Raw genomic sequence first — 17,820 nt, forward strand, 5'->3', positions numbered from 1 at the left:
CATGTTCCGCAAGCTGCTGTTGTCCTCGCTCACCGCCCTGGCGCTGTCCCCGGCGCTGGCTTCCTCCGCCCTGGCCGCCGACTACGTGCAGGCGCCCGGCTCGACGCTGGTGTTCGCCAGCAGCTACGACGGCGAGGTGTTCACCGGCCGCTTCGGCAGCTTCGACACCAAGCTCAGCTTCGACCCGGCCAAGCTGGAAGGCTCCAGGCTTGACGTCACCATCGGGATTCCCGGCACCAAGTCCGGCAATGGCGAGCGTGACGGCACCTTGCTGGGCAGCGACTTCTTCGACGCCGGCAAGTTCGCCCAGGCCCGCTACGTGGCCACCCGCTTCCGCGCCCTGGGCGGAGACCAGTACGCCGCCGACGGCGACCTCACCCTGCGCGGGGTGACCAAGCCGGTCACCCTGACCTTTACCTGGACAGCCGGCGCCCAGCCGGTGCTGAAGGGCAAGGCCACGGTCAAGCGCCTGGACTTCGGCGTGGGCGGCGGCGACTGGGCCGACACCAAGACGATCCCGAACGAGACCGCGGTCAGCACCCGGGTGGTGTTGAAGCCGGCACCCTGATCGATGCGGCCGCGCCTGCGCTGGCTGGCCATCGCAGGCGCTGCGCTCCTGCTTGCCGGTGTCGGCTGCTGTCTGTGGATCGGCGCCGAACTGGTCGCTGCCCGGCCCCGGCATGTCGGCACTGTGCCACCAGGATTTTCCACCGTGCAGGTGCCCACCGACGCCGGTCCTGTCCACGGCTGGTGGATGGTCCCAGCCAATGCACATGGCAACGTGCTGTTGCTGCACGGAGTTCGTGCCGACCGGCGCGCGATGCTGGGCCGGGCGCGGTTGTTGGCCAATCATGGTTATGCGGTGCTGTTGATCGACCTGCCCGGCCACGGGGAGACTGCGGGCGGCCCCATCACACTGGGTTGGCGCGAGGCTGACGCGGTGAGCGCGGCCTTGGCATGGCTGCACGCGCAGCGGCCTGGGGACAGGGTGGGCGTGATCGGCGCTTCGATGGGCGGGGCCGCAGTGTTGCTGCGCCGCCCCACCGCCGGCTTCGACGCGGTTGTGCTGGAAGCGGTCTACCCGGACGCGCGCAGTGCGCTGGACAATCGCCTGCGCATGCGCCTGGGACAGCCCGGCATCTGGCTGGCGCCGCTGCTCGCCGTCCAGTTCCAGCCGCGCACCGGCCTGTCGCTGGATGCGCTGCGGCCGGTGGACCACATCGCCGACTTGCATGCGCCGGTCATGGTGGTCGGTGGACAAGCCGATCTGCACACCACGGTCGGGCAAACGCGCCAGCTCTATGCACATGCCCTGCCCCCGAAGTCGCTCTGGCTGGTGCCCAACGCGGCGCACGTGGACCTGTACCGCCACTCGCCGGACGACTACGCCGCGAAGATCCTGCCCTTCCTCGATGGCGCCCTGCGCAAAGATGAAGACATCAGGACGCCGGCAGCCGGCTGATCGCACCCAACTCGAACGACAAGTCGGGTCGCAACATCGCGCAGCACCGGCACGCGCAATGCCTCCAGACCCGCTTCGCCATCGAACATCCCCAATGCGGTGGCGGTCGGCACACGGGTAGTTTTGAAGCGGGAGTGAGCAAAGAAGAGTCGGCAGCGGGGAAAGAAAAGCATCGCGCTCACTCCTCACTCCTCTCCGCTCACTCCTGGCCATCAAGCACCATGACTTCCTGGGCATGCGGGCGCGGGCCTGCGCGGCGCATCGTACTGGCACCCTCCCTGCCAGGCCTTGAAACATGCGTGCGCCGTTGATCGCGATGTTGTTGTCCGCCTTGCTGCCGCTCCCGGCGCTGGCCGCGACGTCCGGCGTGCCGGCCACGCCGGAGGCGGCCTTGCGCCAGTACCACCAGGCCGAGCACGACTTCGACCTGGAACGACTGCGTCAGGTGCTGGACCCGGCTTTCATCGAAATCAGCCCGCTCGGTCAGGTCGACGGTCACGATGCGGTGCTGTCGTTCTACACGCCCGAGAAGAAGGTCGACGCGCCGCCGACGACGATGGACGAGGTCATCGTTCACCCGCACGGCGACAGCGCGGTGCTGGCGACGCAACTGCGCTACACCGTGGGCGGGCGAACGATGGCGATGCGCCTGGGTGCCACGGCCCGGCGCACGCCCCAGGGCTGGGTGCTGATCTCGGCGCAGTACACGCCGATCAAGTCGAACACCCCGCCGTCGCACTGATTCGGCATGAGGCTGCATGGTCGCCGCAGTGCGGCAGGCAACCCCGGAATGTCCGCTCAGCGCCGCGCCAGTGCCATGACCGCCTCAACGTCGAACGGCCAGTCCAACTCGGCACCGGTGCCGTCATCGCGCAGCACCGGCACGCGCAGGCCGTAGCGGGCCTCCAGGGTCGCGTCATCATCGATGAAGACGCTTTCGAAGGCCGGGCAGCGCGCTTGCGCCAGCAGGTCCAGGGCCTGGTCGCACAGGTGGCAATCGTCGCGTTGGTAGAGGATCAGCGGCGCGTTCATGCCGCCATTGTGGGGCTGGCACGCCCTGGGGGCACCCGCTCGCTGAAAATCGAAATTAAACCGCCCGTTCGGCCCGTAGAATGCCCGAATACCCAGCTACCTTGCGTTAATTTCGATTTTATGGACATCGCCGTCGCTGGCACCCTGGCCAGCCGCATCCATCAGCAGCTGCGGCACGACATCGTGCGCGGGCGCCTGCGGGCGGCGTCCAAGCTCAAGCTGTCCGAGCTGCAACAGCGCTACCAGATGGGCCTGGCGCCGCTGCGCGAGGCCCTGGCCAGGCTGTGTGGCGAGCAGCTGGTGGTCAGCGCCGACCAGCGCGGCTTCTGGGTGGCGCCGCTGTCGCTGCAGGAACTGGACGACATCGCCAAGGTGCGCGTGCTGGTGGTCAACGAGGCGATGAACGATTCCATCGTGCATGGCGATGCGGCCTGGGAGGCCCAGGTCAGGCAGGCGCTGGACGCGCTGGCGGCAATCGAGCGCGATCTGTCTGGCAGCACCACCCAGCCGCCGGGCGACGTGCTGGACGAGCTGGAAGCGCGCAACTTCGCCTTCCACCGCGCGCTGCTGGGCGCCTGTCGCTCACCCTGGCTGCTGCGCCTGCAGGACATGTTCTATCACCAGGCCGAACGCTACCGGTACGCCGCGCTGCCGCGCTCGCGCGACAAGCGCTTCTCGCTGGACGAGCACCTGGCCATCGCCGATGCGGCACTGCAGCGCAACGTGATCAAGGCCTGCCGCCTGCACGACGAACACATGGCCCGCACCCACGAAAGCGTGCGCGCCGCGCTGGCCCAACATCTGCAGACCGCCGCGGTCGCGCCCAGCGCGCGTGCCCGGCGCTGACCTTCAACCGCTGTTCTCTCCCGGATCAAACCATCGTGGCCGTCAGTACCTTCGACCTGTTCAAGATCGGCATCGGGCCGAGCTCCTCCCACACCGTCGGGCCGATGCGCGCGGCCGAGCGCTTCGTGCACCGCTGGCTGCTGGACCCGGGCCAGTTGGAGAACACCGTGCGCCTGCGCGCGGAGGTGTTCGGCTCGCTGGCCCTGACCGGCCGCGGCCACGGCACCGACAAGGCCGTGCTGCTGGGCCTGGAGGGCCATCGCCCCAACCTGATCGACCCGGACATCATCCCGGCCACGCTGGCGCGCATCCGCGGTGAAAAGCAGCTGCGCCTGATGGGCACGCACGCCATCGCCTTCGACGAGAAGCGCGACCTGGTGATGAACAAGCGCCAGAAGCTGCCCTTCCACACCAACGGCATGCGCTTTACGGCGTTCGATGCGGCCGACAACACCATTGCCACGCGCGATTACTACTCGGTGGGCGGCGGCTTCGTGGTCAACGCCGATGAAGCGGCCGAGGACCGCATCGTCGCCGACGAGACCGCCCTGCCGCATCCCTTCGCCAGTGGCGATGCGCTGATCGCGCGCAGCAATGAAAGCGGGCTGAGCATCGCCCAGCTGATGTTCGAGAACGAGCAGGTCTGGCGCAGCCCCGATGAGATCCGCCAGGGCCTGCGCGAGATCTGGAACGCCATGCAGTCCTGCGTGGCGCGCGGCATCCGCGAGGAAGGCACGCTGCCCGGTGGCCTGCACGTGGGTCGCCGGGCCCCGGCGCTTTATCGCGAGCTCTCCTCGAAACCTGAGGCGGCCATGCGCGACCCGCTGACCACCCTGGACTGGGTCAACCTGTATGCGCTGGCGGTCAACGAGGAGAACGCCGCCGGTGGCCGCGTGGTCACTGCGCCGACCAATGGCGCGGCCGGCATCATCCCGGCGGTGCTGCACTACTTCGACCGCTTCTGCCCCGGCGCCGGCGAGCAGCGCGTGTTCGATTTCCTGCTGACCGCCGCGGCGGTGGGCATCCTCTACAAGGAAAACGCTTCCATCTCCGGTGCCGAGGTCGGTTGCCAGGGCGAGGTGGGCGTGGCCTGTTCGATGGCCGCCGCCGGCCTGACCGCGGCGCTGGGCGGCAACACCAGCCAGATCGAGAACGCCGCCGAGATCGGCATGGAGCACAACCTGGGCCTGACCTGCGACCCGATCGGGGGCCTGGTGCAGATCCCCTGCATCGAGCGCAACGCCATGGGCGCGGTCAAGGCCATCAACGCCAGCCGCATGGCCATGCGCGGCGACGGCAAGCACAAGGTCTCGCTGGACAAGGTCATCCGCACCATGCGCGACACCGGCCGGGACATGCGCGACAAGTACAAGGAAACCAGCCGCGGCGGCCTGGCGGTCAACGTCATCGAGTGCTGACCTTCAAGTCCCGGCGCTTTTGGCTGCTAATGTGTTAACGCAGCACTTGCAATGGGACCGATGGGGAGCACGTTTCCAGCCATCGTCAGGCGTCCGCACCCCCCGCCGTCACGGTGGGCGGCTTGGCTGTTGGCGTTTCTTGCGCTGATTTCAGGCAGCGCGCAGGCGCTGCAGCCGGACAAACGATTCCAGGATTACGTCAGCAATACCTGGGCGCTGGAACAGGGGCTTCCGCAGCTCAGCGTCACCGCCATCGCCCAGGACAGCACCGGCTATCTCTGGGTCGGCACCCAGGCCGGGCTGGCCCGCTTCGATGGCAATCGCTTCACGTCCTACGACAGCCGGGGCTGGCCCGGGCTGGGCAATGGCGACATCCGCGCCTTGCTGGCCGGTGCGCAGGCGCGCGTATGGATCGGCACCGCCACCGGGGTGGCGGTGCACGAACAGGGCCAGTTCTTCCAGGTCCTGCCCACCCCGCTGCCGGCCGGTCCCTTCGAGGTCAACGCCCTGGCGCGCGATACCCAGGGTCGGGTACTGGTGGCGACCAACCAGGGCGTGTATGTGGCCCAGGACCGGAGGCTGGTAGCGCTGGCCGCGCTGCGCGACAACGCGCTGGCCCTGCTGCAGGACGGCCCGGACCTGTGGGTCGGTGGCATGGGCCAGGTGCAGCGCGCGCGTGGCGCGCAGGTGCAGACGATCGCGCTGCCTGCGGCCCTGGCCTCGGCAAAAGTGCGGACGTTGCGCCGCGCGCACGGGCAGCTCTGGGTCGGCACCAGCGCCGGCCTGTTCACCCTGCAGGACGGTCAGTGGCGCCACTTCGGCGATGATCCGGTGCTGCAACGCACGCCGATCGAGGCAATGCTGCTGGATCGTCAGGACAACCTGTGGGTGTCGGCGGGCGACCGGCTGATGCGCCTGCGTCAGGGCGCGGTTGCCGAACGCATCGAGAACGCGCCCCGCTTTGCCGCACGCAGCCTGCTGGAGGACCGCGAAGGCAACCTGTGGATCGGCAGCATGATCTCCGGCCTGACCCGGGTCTGGAACGGCACCACGCGCCGCTACTCCAAGGACGATGGCCTGCTCGATCCGCTGCTGTGGACCGTCGCGCCCGGACAGCGCGGCCAGGTCTGGGTGGGCAGCAACAACGGCGTCGCACTCCTGGACCAGGGGCGTTTCCGGACTTTGATCAGCGGGAGCCAGCTGCCGCACCCGGGCGCGTACGCGCTGCTGATCGAAACCACCCAGGCCTGGATCGGCACACGCTCGGGCGTGGCGGTGCTGCGCGAAGGGGCGCTGCTGCGCCCGCGTGAGCTGGCCGCCATGGATAGCGCACAGATCAACGGCATCATGCGCGACCATGCCGGTGCGCTGTGGTTCGCCACCTCCGACGGCCTGTATCGCTGGCAGGACGCGCGGCTCACGCGCTTTGCCGCAGCGCAGGGCCTGGCCGATCCGCGCGTGCGCGTGCTGCTGGAGACCGGCGACCACCGCCTGCTGATCGGCACCTACTCAGGCCTGTACGAATGCAAGGGCGAAGGCGTGCAGCCCGTTGGGCAGGACCGGGGCTTTCCCCCCGACCTGCACGTCACCTCACTGCACGACCTGGGCCAGGGGCGGCTGCTGGCGGGCAACCTGACCCGCGAGACGCTGCTGTTGTTCAACGGCCAGCGCTGGATCGAGCTGGACCAGTCGCGCGGCATCCCCGCCAACTCCGCTTTCGCCATGGTCGAACACAAGGGCGATCTTTGGGTGGCTGGGCTGCGCGGCATCTACCGCCTGCCCTTACGCGAGCTGCAGCAGGCCGCGACCTCGGCCGAACCGCTGCCGCTGCATCCGCAGGCCCTGCTCAACGAACGCGGCGACCGCCACGGCGGGCAGAAGGGCGATTGCTGCAATGGCGCCGGCAATGCGCGCGGCTTCATCGCCAACGATGCGTTCTGGCTGCCCACGCGCGATGGCCTGGTGGCACTGGATCTGAACGCGCTCGATGGCAACCCGGTGCCGCCCACGCCGCTGGTCGAGCGCGTGCAGATCCGGGGGCGGTGGCGCGAGGTCGATGCTGGCGGCGAGTGGACCTTGCCGGCCGACGCGCGCGACCTGCGCTTCGAATTCACCGCGCTCACCTTCCAGGCGCCGGAACATGCCGACATCCGCTACCGCCTGCTCGGCTACGACCGCCAGTGGATGACGCTGGAGGACATCGCCCAGCGCAGCGTCAACTACACCAACCTGCCGCCCGGGCGTTACGCCTTCGAAGTCATCGGCGTGAACAACAGCGGCCTGGCCAGCCCGACGGCGGCACGACTGGCTTTCGAGATCGAGCCCTATTTCTACGAGCGCACCTGGTTCCGCCTGTTCGCCGTCCTCGGCGGCCTGCTGCTGGTGCTGCTGGGCTATCTCTGGATCGGCCGGCGCTACAAGGACCAGCGCGCGGTGCTGGAAGCCCTGGTGCAGCAGCGCACGCGCGCACTGGAAGAGGCCAACGCGCGCCTGGAGGCGCTGACCCTGACCGATCCGCTGACCGGCCTGCACAACCGCCGCTACCTGACCCGGCAGATTCCGCTGGACCTGGCCTTCTATTCCCGCGATGCCGGCGTGAACCTGCACGAGGATGCGGTGATCTTCGGCCTGCTGGACGTGGACTACTTCAAGCGCGTCAACGACACCTGGGGCCACGACGCCGGCGACCGCGTGCTGCAACAGCTGGCCCAGTGCCTGCGCGAACTCACCCGCCAGGGCGATTACGTGATTCGCTGGGGCGGGGAGGAGTTCCTGCTGGTGTTCCGGCCGATGCCGCGGGCGCAGCTGCGCATCCTGGGCGAGCGCGTCTGCCGGCGCATCGCCGAGCATCCTTTCGACATCGGCAACGGCACACCATTGCAGGTCACGATCTCGCTGGGTCTGATGGAGTATCCGCCCTTCCCCGACGCGCCCCAGCTGCTGGGCTGGGAACAGATGGTGGCCCTGGCCGATCGTGCGCTGTACGAGGTCAAGACCCACGGCCGCAACGGCTGGGCCGCCTGGCGCCCCAGCCGCAGCGCCACGCCGGCCACCGACTCGCCCTGGGAAGGTCCACCCGGCCAGCTGATCGACGACGGCCTGCTGACCTTGGTGGGCTCGCACGTGCGCCTGGATTAGCGAGCGACGGCACAGCGCCCGCCGCGCCCGCTCCTGGAATCGTCATCGGGCGCTCGCGTGGCGCTGGCTACCCTGCCCGCTCCTTCCCCTAAGAGCCTCACGATGCGGCGCATCCCCCTTGCCCTGTGCCTGTCTCTCCTCATGGCCGGCCCCGCGGCCGCGCAGGAGCAGACCGCCTACGGCCCACGCCTGGAAGGCTTCGACTATCCGCACCCGGTGCGCATCCATGCCTTCGACTCGCAGGGCCAGAAGCTGGAAATGGCGTATCTGGATGTCCCGCCCCTGGCCACAGCCAACGGCAAGACCGTGGTGCTGCTGCACGGCAAGAACTTCTGCGCCGCCACCTGGGAAGACACGATCAAGGCGCTGGCCGGGGCCGGCTATCGCGTGATCGCACCGGACCAGATCGGCTTCTGCAAATCCAGCAAACCGCAGGCCTACCAGTATTCATTCGCACAGCTGGCGGCCAACACCCACGCGCTCCTGCAAACGCTGGGCATCGACAAGGCCGTGATCGGCGGCCATTCGATGGGCGGCATGCTCGCCACGCGCTACGCGCTGATGTATCCGCGGGAGACCGAGCGCCTGGTGCTGGTCAATCCGATCGGCCTGGAGGACTGGAAAAGCCTGGGCGTGCCCTGGCAGAGCGTGGACGCCTGGTACGCGAGCGAGCTGAAGACCAGCCTGGACAGCATCAGGAAATACCAGCAGGACACCTACTACGCTGGCACCTGGAAACCGCAGTTCGAGCGCTGGGCGCGCATGCAGGCCGGCATGTACCTGGGCGATGGCAAGCAGGCCGTGGCCTGGAGCCAGGCCCTGACCTACGACATGGTGTTCAACCAGCCGGTGGTCTACGAGCTGCCACAACTCAAGGTGCCCACCACGCTCTTCATCGGTCAGAAGGACAACACCGCCATCGGCAAGGCGCTGGCGCCGGCCGAGGTCAGGCCCAGGCTGGGCCGCTACCCCGAGCTGGGCAAGCGCGCCGCACGCGCGATCCCCAAGGCCACGCTGGTGGAGTTCGCCGACCTGGGGCATTCGCCGCAGGTGCAGGACCCGGACCGCTTCAATGCGGCACTGTTGAAGGCGCTGGCAACGCCCTGAGGGCCAGCGGATCAGCTGTCTTTGCTTCAGCTCCGAACAGATCAGGTCCAGGCGTTGGCAGCCTCGTCGCGCAACGCGTCGTGACGACCGCACAACGGCCGAGCGCCCCAGGCGACGCGCATCGGTATCAGCCGCACTCAAAATTCAAGTAGGCGGGGCTCAAGGTGGCCTAGGGCCATCAGCCGTGAAGAGGCCTTCCTGGTAAAGCCTCTTCGCGGCCAAAGCCGCTGCCACAAATCTCTGAAGCGGTCCTGCGGGTCGCAGCGCTCAGGGCTGGTGCATTCCAGTACTGGACAACGCCCCGCACGGACAGCACCGCGCCAGTCAGCGACCTCCAGCAAGTACAGCAACGGCGCGCCACCGCCGCATCGGACAGTGGATGTCGGTACGCAGCGCAACAACGGCACGCTGCATGTCGTGCGTGCCGCGCGCACACGACATCGCACAGGACATGCACAGGACTCCGCATCGCAGCACGCGATTGGTACGGAAGTTCCGTGAAGGAGTTCAAGCTTATTTCCCGCCCACGATGACAACGTTGTCTCCGCACCGTCTTCCGCACCTGGAAGACCGGTGCGATACGACCCGCGTCAAACGCGCATTGCAGCACGACGACCCAAGCACTCTGACTCGCGTTCGACGCATTCCAGGGGATGGCGTCCGGCCCATTGATGCCGGCTTGTTGAGACAACCAGGAGAGTTGGCCATGCAGGTGATGACCCGAAGGACATGGTGGTTGGGCTGTCTGCTGTCGCTTGGATTCGTCCAGGCTGCGCAGGCGCAGTCCGCGCAATGCAACAACGTGCCGCAGTGGAACGCATCGACCATCTACAACACCGGCGACAAGCTGGTCTATCAAAACCGGCTGTACCAGGCCAGCACGCAGATCTGGAACACGCCACCGACCCATTGCCCCAGCTGCGGCTGGTACCAGGACCTGGGGAGCTGCAGCACCACCGGCGGCAACCTCGCCCCCAGCGTGAGCCTCACCGCCCCCAGCGGCGGCGCCACCTTTACTGCCGGCAGCAGCATCACCCTGACCGCTACCGCCAGCGACAGCGACGGCACCATCAGCAAGGTCGAGTTCTTCCGCGGCAGCACCTCGCTGGGCGTGGACACGAGCGCGCCCTACAGCGTGACCTGGAACAACGTCGCCGCTGGCAGCTACAGCCTGACCGCCGTGGCCACCGACAACGCCAATGCCACCAAGCAGTCGGCCGCGGTGAACATCACCGTCAGCGGCGGTTCCAGCGGCGATACCACCGCGCCCTCCGTGCCCGCCGGCCTGGCCTCCACCGCGCAGACCGCCAGCAGCATCACCCTGGGCTGGAACGCCTCCACCGACAACAGCGGCGGCAGCGGCGTTGCCGGCTACGACGTCTACCGCAACGGCAGCCTGGTGGGCTCGCCCGCCGGCACCAGCTACACCGACTCAGCGCTGACGGCCAACACCACCTATACCTACCGCGTCCGCGCCCGCGACAACGCCGGCAACGCCTCGGCGCAAAGCACCCAGATCAGCGCCAAGACCAGCGCCAGCAGCGGCGGCAACACCGGCGCCAAGCGCGTGATCGGCTACTTCATGCAATGGGGCATCTACGGCCGCAACTACCGGGTCAAGGACATCCAGACCAGTGGTTCGGCCAGCAAGGTCACCCATATCAACTACGCCTTCGGCAACGTGCGCAACAACCGCTGCGAGGTCGGCGTGACCCAGCCCTCCAACGAGAGCACCGGAGCCGGTGGCGATGCCTTTGCCGACTACACCAAGTCCTTCGCCGCAGGCGAAAGCGTGGATGGCGCGGCCGACACCTGGGACCAGCCGCTGCGCGGCAACTGGAACCAGCTCAAGAAGCTCAAGGCAGCCCACCCCGGCATGAAGGTGCTGATCTCGCTCGGCGGCTGGACGTGGTCGCGTGGCTTCGCCAGCGCGGCGCGCCCGGAAAATCGCCAGGCCTTCGTCGCCTCCTGCATCGACGCCTACATCCGCGGCAACCTGCCGGTGACCGATGGCGCCGGCGGCACGGCCGCGGCGGCGGGCGTGTTCGATGGCATCGACATCGACTGGGAATACCCGGCGGCCTGCGGCCTGAGCTGCGGCGCGGCGGAGGAGACGGCCAACTACACCGCCCTGCTGGCCGAGTTCCGCCGCCAGCTCGATGCGGTGCGCCCCGGCCTGCTGCTGACCGCCGCGGTCGGCGCCGGCATCGACAAGATCCGCGTGACCGAGGTGGCCAAGTACCAGGCATCGCTGGACTACATCAACGTGATGACCTACGACTTCCACGGCGCCTTCGAGCCGCGGACCAACCACCACTCGGCCCTGTACGACTCACCGGCCGATCCCTCCACCGGCGACGTGGCGCTGTACAACAGCAACGATGCGCTGCAGGCCTTCCTGGACCGCGGGGTGCCCTCTGCCAAGCTCAACATCGGCATCGGCTTCTACGGACGCGGCTGGACCGGTGTGCCCAACGTCAACAACGGCCTGTACCAGAGCGGCAGTGCCGCGCCAGGCACCTACGAGGCGGGCATCGAGGACTACAAGGTGCTGAAGAACTTCGCGGGCACCAGCCACACCGACAACGTGGCCAAGGCACATTGGAAGTACAACGGCACGACCTTCTGGAGCTACGACAGCCCGGCGATCATCACCGAGAAGATGTCCTACGCCAAGGTCCAGGGACTGGGCGGCGCCTTCTTCTGGGAGTTCAGCGGCGACGCGCAGGGCGAGCTGGTCAACACCATCAGCGCGGGCCTGCAGTAGCCTTCGGGCGGGGGTGGATGGAGGTACGTCATCCACCCTACGGGGTCGGCCTCATCGTCGGATTTGCCACGATGGTGGATGGAAGAGCGTCATCCACCCTACGGCCTCGGACCCATGGCGGATGCGGGAGCGTCGTCCACCGACGGGTCGCGTAGGGTGGACAACGCGAAGCTTGTCCACCACCGCTTCCGCTGACGCAAGACCACCAGCCGCCAGCGAACCTCACGCGGTGACCTGAACGGCCGAATCAAAAGCATCCGATGCCAGAGCACTGGCATCGGATTTTTTTGTCCTCGGCTTTCAACGCGCCCACTCAATGACGGCGCACGATCTCCAGCACATCGTCCAGCAGCGCCGCGGCGGTGACTTCCGCGCCGGCGCCCGGCCCCTGCACCAGCAGCGGCTGCTCGGGATAACGATCGCTGTGGATCGCCACCCGGTTGTCGGTGCCCGCACCGCCGCACAGCGCGTGCTCGGCGCGCAAGGCCTGCAGCGAGACGCTGGCGCCCCGTGCATCGAAGCGCCCTACGAAGCGCAGCCGCGCGCCCTGAGCAAGGGCCCGCGAGGCCTGCTCGGCCAACGGTGCATCCAGCGTCGCCAGCGCAGCGTCCAGCCCATCCTGGTCGGCAGCCGCCAAGGCGTCAGGCACCAGCGATTGCACGTGCACGTCCTGCGCCTGCAGCGCCAGACCGGCCGCACGCGCCAGGATCAGCAGCTTGCGGCGCACGTCCTCGCCGGACAGATCGATGCGCGGATCCGGCTCGGTATAGCCGGCCACCCGGGCCTGGCGCACCAGGTCCGAGAACGGCTGGCTGCCGTCGAAACGGTTGAACAGCCAGGCCAGCGAACCGGACAGCACGCCTTCTACGCGGCTAATGCGATCTCCGCCGGCCACCAGCGCGCGCAGGCTGCGCAGCAGCGGCAACCCCGCCCCGACCGTGGCGCTGTCGCCGTACCGGCTGTGGCCGCTGCCGGCCGCATGCGCGATCTGCTGCGCACGCAGGAGCTCGGCGCCGGTACCCAGCTTGTTGGCGGTCACCACGTGCACGCCCCGGCCCAGCCAATCGGCGTGACGCGCGGCCACCGCATCGCTGGCCGTGGCGTCGATGACGATATCGCCCGTCGCCAGGTCATCGGCGCGATCCCACGCAGGCACCGTGCCGTCATGCGCGGCGGCCAGGCGCAGGCGCTGCACGCACGCGGCCAGGTCATCACAGCCCGGCTCGATCCCGCGCGAGTTGGCCAGCCAGGCAAAAGCGGGCAGCTCGGTGCCGCGCGCCTGCAGGCGCGCGTGGCGCTCGATGAGCGCGCTGCCGACCACGCCCGTGCCCAGCAAGGCCAGGCGCGGTTTCCTGCGCGGCGCGGTCGCCAGGCGCACCACCGCGCTCATGCGTCGGCCTGTTTCTTCAGCGCGGAGGCAGCCACGGACTGCGCGCGCGCCAGGCCCGCCTGCAGATCGGCCACCAGGTCATCGGCCAGCTCGATGCCCACCGACAGGCGCAGCAGGCCATCGGAGATACCGGCCTTGGCGCGCGCCTCGGGCGTCATCGCCGCATGGGTCATGGTGGCCGGATGCGCGACCAGGCTTTCCACCCCGCCCAGGGACTCGGCCAGGGTGAAGTACTGCAAGCCCTCGACGAAGGCGCGCACGGCCGCCTCGCCGCCGTCCAGCTCAAAGGAGATCATCGCCCCGAAGCCCTTCTGCTGGCGCGCGGCCACGGCATGGCCCGGATGCGAGGCCAGCCCCGGGAAGTAAACCTTGGACACCGCCGCGTGGACGTCGAGTACATCGACGATGGCCTGGGCGTTCTCCTGGTGCACGCGCAGGCGTGCATCCAGCGTGCGCAGGCCGCGCAGGGTCAGGAAGGCATCGAACGGCGAGCCGGTCAGGCCCAGCGCATTGGCCCACCACACCAGCTGCTGATGGACCTCGGCCTCGCGCGCGATGACCGCGCCACCGACCACGTCGCTGTGGCCGTTGACGTACTTGGTGGTCGAGTGCAGCACGATGTCCGCGCCGAACTCGATCGGCTTCTGCAGCGCGGGCGAGAGGAAGGTGTTGTCCACCACCGCCAGCGCGCCGGCCTTGTGCGCCGCCTCGATGACAAAACGCAGGTCGGTGATGCGCAGCAGCGGGTTGGACGGGGTCTCGATCAGCACCAGCTTGGGCGACTGCGCCAGCGCTTCGCCCAGCGACACCGGGTTGGTCAGGTCGGCGGTGATCAGCTGGAAGTGGCCCTTGGCCGCCAGCGCGTTGAACAGCCGCCAGCTGCCGCCGTAGGCATCGTGCGGCACCACCAGCTTGTCGCCGGGCTGCAGCAGCGCATTGAGCACCAGGTTGATCGCGCCCATGCCGGTGGCGGTGATCACCCCGCCGGCGCCGCCTTCCAGCTCGGCCAGCGCCTCGCCCAGCAGGTCGCGCGTGGGGTTGCCGCTGCGCGTGTAGTCATACTGGCGCTTGTTGTTGAAGCCGTCGAAGGAGAAGTTGGACGACAGCACGATCGGCGGCGTCACCGCGCCGAAGGCGGTGTCGCGATCGATGCCGGCGCGCACGGCGGCGGTGGCGGAGCTGCAGGGAACGGCGTCGTGCGGGGAACGGCTCATGGGGTGTCTCCAGAGGGACGCAAGGCGTTGGCGAGGATCGCGTCAATGCGATCGGTTTCTTTCAGGAAGGCGTCGTGGCCGTAGGGCGAGCGCAGCACGCGCAGGTGGCCCTTGGGCCCCAGCCCTTCGACCAGGGTGACCAGATCCGCCAGCGGCACCAGGCGATCGCCTTCGACGGCGACCACGGTGGTCGGCACGGCGATGCTGGCCGGGTCGATGCGATGCAGGTCGATGGATTCGGACAGGCGCAAAAAGGCGTTGACCGGCGTGCGCGCCACGTACTGCGCACCAGCGGCGTCCAGGTAATCCTCGGCGGCCACGCGCACGCGGCCGTTGACCAGCTCCGGCGGCGCGTCGAAGCGCTCGCCGAACTCCTCCGGCGTGCGATAGCTCAGCATCGCGAACTGCCGCGCCAGCGACAGCCCCTGCTGGTCGGCGCACTGCATCTGCCCCAGGGCGACCGCGTGGCGCTGCAGTGCGCGCCAAGCCGAGGCGAACGGGTGCGGGCGATGCGCACCGCTGACGGCCACCAGCCGCTCCAGCCGCTGCGGGTGCCGCGCGGCCAGGTGCTGGCCGACCAGCGCGCCGTAGGAGTAGCCGACGAAGGCGCGCAGGCAGGGAATCTCCAGCGCATCGAGCAGCGCGGCGATGGCGTCGGCCTGGTCGGCCGGGTCGATCGGCGCATCCAGCGTGCCATCGGCGCCGATGAAGTCGAAGGACAGGATGCGCACCCGCGCCGGATCCAGGGTGCGCCCCGCCGCGAGCAGGTCGTTGGCCCAGCCGCTCTCGGGGAACGCCTCGCTGGCGGCGACATGGCGGTGCGCGGAAATGCCGCCGGCCACGAACACCACCGGCGCATCGATGCGGCCGTTGAGTTCGTAGCGCAGGGTCAGGGTGCGTGCGCCGGCGTGGCGCAGCGACAAGGCGATGGCGATCTCGCCGCGCAGGGCAACGGAGCGGCCGTCACCCGTCGCGGCGACGGGACAGGCAGGCTCGGAAGCGGCAGCGATGGAGGCGGTGGCGAGGCTCATGACGGTCCGGATCGGTGGAACGGGCCATCGAGCTTTCGCGGAGCTCGCGTTCGTCGTGCGTCGCAGACGTCACGGTACGAACCATCTTTCGGCGGACGCTCACGGTCCCCGCAGGATTTGGCACCGACACGACGCGCTGTTTTGCGTCGCTGGCTGCCCCGGCTTCAAAGGGCCTGTCCCTCTGCCGGTCTCGATGGTGGGTGCAGGTTGCCAGCCGAATTTGGCCTTGTCAATCGCTTTATGCGGATAAAGCGATGGAAAGATTTCAGCTGCAACCGCCGCCTCACTGCCAACCCCTGTCGAGCCCGCCGTTTGCCCCTCATAATTCGAACGATGCGCCGCATCATTCTGTTGACCTCCCTGTTCACCGTGACCCTCCTGCTGGCCGGCTGCGCCAGCCGTCCGCGCGTCACGGCCCCTGCCGCCGCCCAGGCGGTCGCCCCGGCCAGCGCCGACGCCGTCGTCGCCGAGGCATGGGTCAGCGCCCCTCACCCGGAGGAGGAAGTCGATTCCATCGCCGTGTGGCCGACCGAGGACGGCGGCAGCTGGCTGATCGTGACCGCCAAGCAGACCGAGCAGTTGGTCGTGTTCGACGCGCAGAGCGGCCGCCGCCTGCGCACCGTCGGTAGCAGCGGCAGCGCGCTGGGGCAGTTCAAGCGACCCAACGGCATCGCCGTGTTCGGCGACCTGGTGTTCGTGGCCGAACGCGACAACCACCGCGTGCAGGTGCTGCAGCTGCCGGACTTCACGCCGCTAGCGGCCATCGGCGAGCGCGAGCTGAAGGTGCCCTACGGTCTGTGGCTGCACGAGGTGGCACCCGATGAGCTGGAACTGCTGGTCACCGACAGCTTCATGGCCGACTTCCGCACCCGCGCCCTGCCGCCCATGGCCGAACTGGACCAGCGCGTGAAGCGCTACCGCGTCGCGCAGAAACCCGACGGCAGCGTGAGCGCCCGCTACCTTGGCGCCTTCGGCGATACCAGCGAGGCCGGCGCGCTGCGCATGGTCGAATCCATCGCCGGCGATCCGGCCAACGACCGCCTGCTGATCGCCGACGAGGACGTGCGCGTGGGTTCGACCCTGCGCGACTATACCCTCGGCGGTCGCTATCGCGGCCGTAGCCTGCCGCGCTTCCAGGCCGATGCAGAGGGCGTGTCGCTGTGGGCCTGCGATACCGACCAGGCCGGCTACTGGATCGCCAGCGACCAGCTCACCCCCACCCTGTTCCGCGTCTACGACCGGGTCTCGCTGGCGCCGGTCGGCACCTTCTCCGGCAAGTCGGTGGGCGACACCGACGGCCAGGCCCTGTACGCCACCCCCAGCGCGCGCTTCCCCGCCGGTGCGCTGTACGTGCAGTCGCGCAACGAGAGCGTGGCCGCCTTCGACCTGCGCGACATCGCCGCGGCGCTGAAGCTGGCCCCTGCCTGCGTGGAATGAGCTCCGCGGCGCGCTGGCTGGCCTGCCTGGCCGTGCTGCTGGCCTGCGCACCGGCGCAGGCCGCGCGCCTGTACCGCTGGAAGGATGCCCAGGGCATCACCCAGTACGGCGACCAGCCACCACAGGCCAGCGCCGATGCCGAGGTGGACGTCATCCGCTTCCGCAACCCGCCGGGCACCCTGGCGCGGCTGCGCATCGAGCCCCTGGCCACCCGCTACCAGGTCTGGGCCGACAACCCCGGGCCCGGCCCGGTGCAGGTGGAAGTGAGCTTCCGCCAGCAGCACAACCTGCTGGCCTCGCCCGCCCTGCCGCTGCGCAAGGTCTTGCCCGCCCACGGCAGCGTGCTGCTCTCCAGCCTGATCCTCACCGACCCGCTGGGCGGGGCGCAGTTCGACCTGAAGATGGACGCCATGCCCGGCGACCCGGCGGCCAAGCCTTTCGATTTCCGTTACCGGCTGCCGTTCGACGAGGCCGCGCTGCGCGTGGACCAGGGCCCCGGCGGGCGCTTCAGCCACAACGACCTGCAGAACCGCGACGCCATCGATTTCGCCGTCCCCGAAGGCACGCCGATCCTGGCCGCGCGCGCCGGCGTGGTGCTGCAGGTGGAATCGGATTTCGACAAGGCCGGCCTGGACCGCGAGGTCTACGGCGGCCGCGCCAACTTCATCCGCATCCTGCACGAGGACGGCACCATGGCCCTGTACGCCCACCTCAAGCCGGAGGGCGTGCTGGTGCGGACCGGCCAGTCGGTACGCGAGGGCCAGCAGATCGGGCTGTCGGGCAACACCGGCTTTTCCACCGCCCCGCACCTGCACTTCGTGGTGCAGGTCAACGCCGGCATGGCGCTGCGCTCGGTGCCGGTGCGCATGGTCGGGCCGATGGGCGAGCTGCTTTTTCCCAGCGCCCCCGCAGGCCCGTAAGTGCGCCCGGCCCGGCGCGCGCGCCGCAGCCGGTATAATCGCCGACCTTCCCTTCCTG

The 17,820-nt window shown here is 68.9% G+C and carries 14 protein-coding genes and 1 riboswitch; of the genes, 10 read left to right on the top strand and 4 right to left on the bottom strand.

Annotated features, from left to right (window positions below):
* Position 1: 1 nt before the first annotated feature.
* The 3 genes from EPA99_RS02370 (at position 2) to EPA99_RS02380 (ending at position 2,204) form a co-directional block, all read left to right on the top strand.
* The gene (locus EPA99_RS02370; RefSeq protein WP_129469570.1) at positions 2-568 is read left to right on the top strand and encodes a YceI family protein; all 567 of its coding nucleotides are present in this window, start codon (positions 2-4) and stop codon (positions 566-568) included.
* 3 nt (positions 569-571) lie between these two features.
* Positions 572-1,462, top strand: coding sequence for an alpha/beta hydrolase (locus tag EPA99_RS02375; RefSeq protein ID WP_129469571.1), 891 nt, complete (start codon positions 572-574; stop codon positions 1,460-1,462).
* A gap of 295 nt (positions 1,463-1,757) precedes the next feature.
* Positions 1,758-2,204 carry a nuclear transport factor 2 family protein gene (locus EPA99_RS02380; RefSeq protein WP_129469572.1) on the top strand — a complete coding sequence of 149 codons (447 nt, stop codon included), beginning with the start codon at positions 1,758-1,760 and terminating at the stop codon, positions 2,202-2,204.
* Between the two features lie 56 nt (positions 2,205-2,260).
* Here the strand turns inward: EPA99_RS02380 and EPA99_RS02385 are convergent, their stop codons facing one another.
* Positions 2,261-2,494, bottom strand: coding sequence for a glutaredoxin family protein (locus EPA99_RS02385; protein WP_129469573.1), 234 nt, complete (start codon positions 2,492-2,494; stop codon positions 2,261-2,263).
* A 120-nt stretch (positions 2,495-2,614) separates the two neighbouring features.
* Between EPA99_RS02385 and EPA99_RS02390 the strand changes: the two genes are divergently transcribed.
* The 5 genes from EPA99_RS02390 to EPA99_RS19105 all read left to right on the top strand — a co-directional run bounded on the left by EPA99_RS02390 (position 2,615) and on the right by EPA99_RS19105 (position 11,770).
* Complete coding sequence (locus EPA99_RS02390; protein WP_129469574.1) at positions 2,615-3,340, top strand: GntR family transcriptional regulator; 726 nt, start codon at positions 2,615-2,617, stop codon at positions 3,338-3,340.
* Between the two features lie 35 nt (positions 3,341-3,375).
* Complete coding sequence (locus EPA99_RS02395) at positions 3,376-4,758, top strand: L-serine ammonia-lyase (protein WP_129469575.1); 1,383 nt, start codon at positions 3,376-3,378, stop codon at positions 4,756-4,758.
* A 129-nt stretch (positions 4,759-4,887) separates the two neighbouring features.
* Positions 4,888-7,896 (top strand): ligand-binding sensor domain-containing diguanylate cyclase, encoded by a 3,009-nt coding sequence (locus EPA99_RS02400; RefSeq protein ID WP_164978531.1) that lies wholly within the window; start codon positions 4,888-4,890, stop codon positions 7,894-7,896.
* Between the two features lie 102 nt (positions 7,897-7,998).
* Complete coding sequence (locus tag EPA99_RS02405) at positions 7,999-9,003, top strand: alpha/beta fold hydrolase (protein WP_129469577.1); 1,005 nt, start codon at positions 7,999-8,001, stop codon at positions 9,001-9,003.
* Between the two features lie 706 nt (positions 9,004-9,709).
* Positions 9,710-11,770, top strand: coding sequence for a glycosyl hydrolase family 18 protein (locus EPA99_RS19105; protein ID WP_425479147.1), 2,061 nt, complete (start codon positions 9,710-9,712; stop codon positions 11,768-11,770).
* Positions 11,771-12,083: 313 nt separating this feature from the next.
* Here EPA99_RS19105 and EPA99_RS02415 read toward each other — a convergent pair whose 3' ends face one another.
* From EPA99_RS02415 to metX, 3 genes are read right to left on the bottom strand one after another with little or no spacing between them, the layout of a single operon-like run.
* A complete protein-coding gene (locus EPA99_RS02415; protein ID WP_129469578.1) occupies positions 12,084-13,160 on the bottom strand; it encodes a homoserine dehydrogenase family protein in 1,077 nt (358 codons plus the stop codon).
* Positions 13,157-14,374, bottom strand: a complete 1,218-nt coding sequence (locus tag EPA99_RS02420; RefSeq protein ID WP_129469579.1) for an O-succinylhomoserine (thiol)-lyase — start codon at positions 14,372-14,374, stop codon at positions 13,157-13,159. The genes EPA99_RS02415 and EPA99_RS02420 overlap by 4 nt, the downstream gene beginning before the upstream one ends.
* Positions 14,371-15,405, bottom strand: coding sequence for a homoserine O-succinyltransferase MetX (gene metX, locus EPA99_RS02425; RefSeq protein ID WP_129469580.1), 1,035 nt, complete (start codon positions 15,403-15,405; stop codon positions 14,371-14,373). Before metX ends, EPA99_RS02420 begins: the two co-directional genes overlap by 4 nt.
* A 78-nt stretch (positions 15,406-15,483) precedes the next feature.
* Positions 15,484-15,605, bottom strand: a riboswitch (SAM riboswitch).
* Positions 15,606-15,738: 133 nt separating this feature from the next.
* On the opposite strand from metX, the gene EPA99_RS02430 reads away from it, so the two are divergent.
* Positions 15,739-16,842: a phytase gene (locus EPA99_RS02430; RefSeq protein ID WP_129469581.1), complete on the top strand. Its 1,104-nt coding sequence runs from the start codon at positions 15,739-15,741 to the stop codon at positions 16,840-16,842.
* The gene (locus EPA99_RS02435; protein ID WP_129469582.1) at positions 16,839-17,762 is read left to right on the top strand and encodes a peptidoglycan DD-metalloendopeptidase family protein; all 924 of its coding nucleotides are present in this window, start codon (positions 16,839-16,841) and stop codon (positions 17,760-17,762) included. Before EPA99_RS02430 ends, EPA99_RS02435 begins: the two co-directional genes overlap by 4 nt.
* Positions 17,763-17,820 lie beyond the last annotated feature (58 nt).

The sequence above is a fragment of the Pseudoxanthomonas composti genome (assembly GCF_004122095.1).
In the GTDB taxonomy this organism is placed as follows: Bacteria; Pseudomonadota; Gammaproteobacteria; order Xanthomonadales; family Xanthomonadaceae; genus Pseudoxanthomonas_A; species Pseudoxanthomonas_A composti.

Bases quoted from the DNA above. Each gene is read 5' to 3' on its own strand.
- EPA99_RS02370 (WP_129469570.1), top strand. From the start codon at position 2: ATGTTCCGCAAGCTGCTGTTGTCCTCGCTCACCGCCCTGGCGCTGTCC.
- EPA99_RS02375 (WP_129469571.1), top strand. From the start codon at position 572: ATGCGGCCGCGCCTGCGCTGGCTGGCCATCGCAGGCGCTGCGCTCCTG.
- EPA99_RS02380 (WP_129469572.1), top strand. From the start codon at position 1,758: ATGCGTGCGCCGTTGATCGCGATGTTGTTGTCCGCCTTGCTGCCGCTC.
- EPA99_RS02385 (WP_129469573.1), bottom strand. From the start codon at position 2,494: ATGAACGCGCCGCTGATCCTCTACCAACGCGACGATTGCCACCTGTGC.
- EPA99_RS02390 (WP_129469574.1), top strand. From the start codon at position 2,615: ATGGACATCGCCGTCGCTGGCACCCTGGCCAGCCGCATCCATCAGCAG.
- EPA99_RS02405 (WP_129469577.1), top strand. From the start codon at position 7,999: ATGCGGCGCATCCCCCTTGCCCTGTGCCTGTCTCTCCTCATGGCCGGC.
- EPA99_RS19105 (WP_425479147.1), top strand. From the start codon at position 9,710: ATGCAGGTGATGACCCGAAGGACATGGTGGTTGGGCTGTCTGCTGTCG.
- EPA99_RS02415 (WP_129469578.1), bottom strand. From the start codon at position 13,160: ATGAGCGCGGTGGTGCGCCTGGCGACCGCGCCGCGCAGGAAACCGCGC.
- EPA99_RS02420 (WP_129469579.1), bottom strand. From the start codon at position 14,374: ATGAGCCGTTCCCCGCACGACGCCGTTCCCTGCAGCTCCGCCACCGCC.
- metX (WP_129469580.1), bottom strand. From the start codon at position 15,405: ATGAGCCTCGCCACCGCCTCCATCGCTGCCGCTTCCGAGCCTGCCTGT.
- EPA99_RS02430 (WP_129469581.1), top strand. From the start codon at position 15,739: ATGCGCCGCATCATTCTGTTGACCTCCCTGTTCACCGTGACCCTCCTG.
- EPA99_RS02435 (WP_129469582.1), top strand. From the start codon at position 16,839: ATGAGCTCCGCGGCGCGCTGGCTGGCCTGCCTGGCCGTGCTGCTGGCC.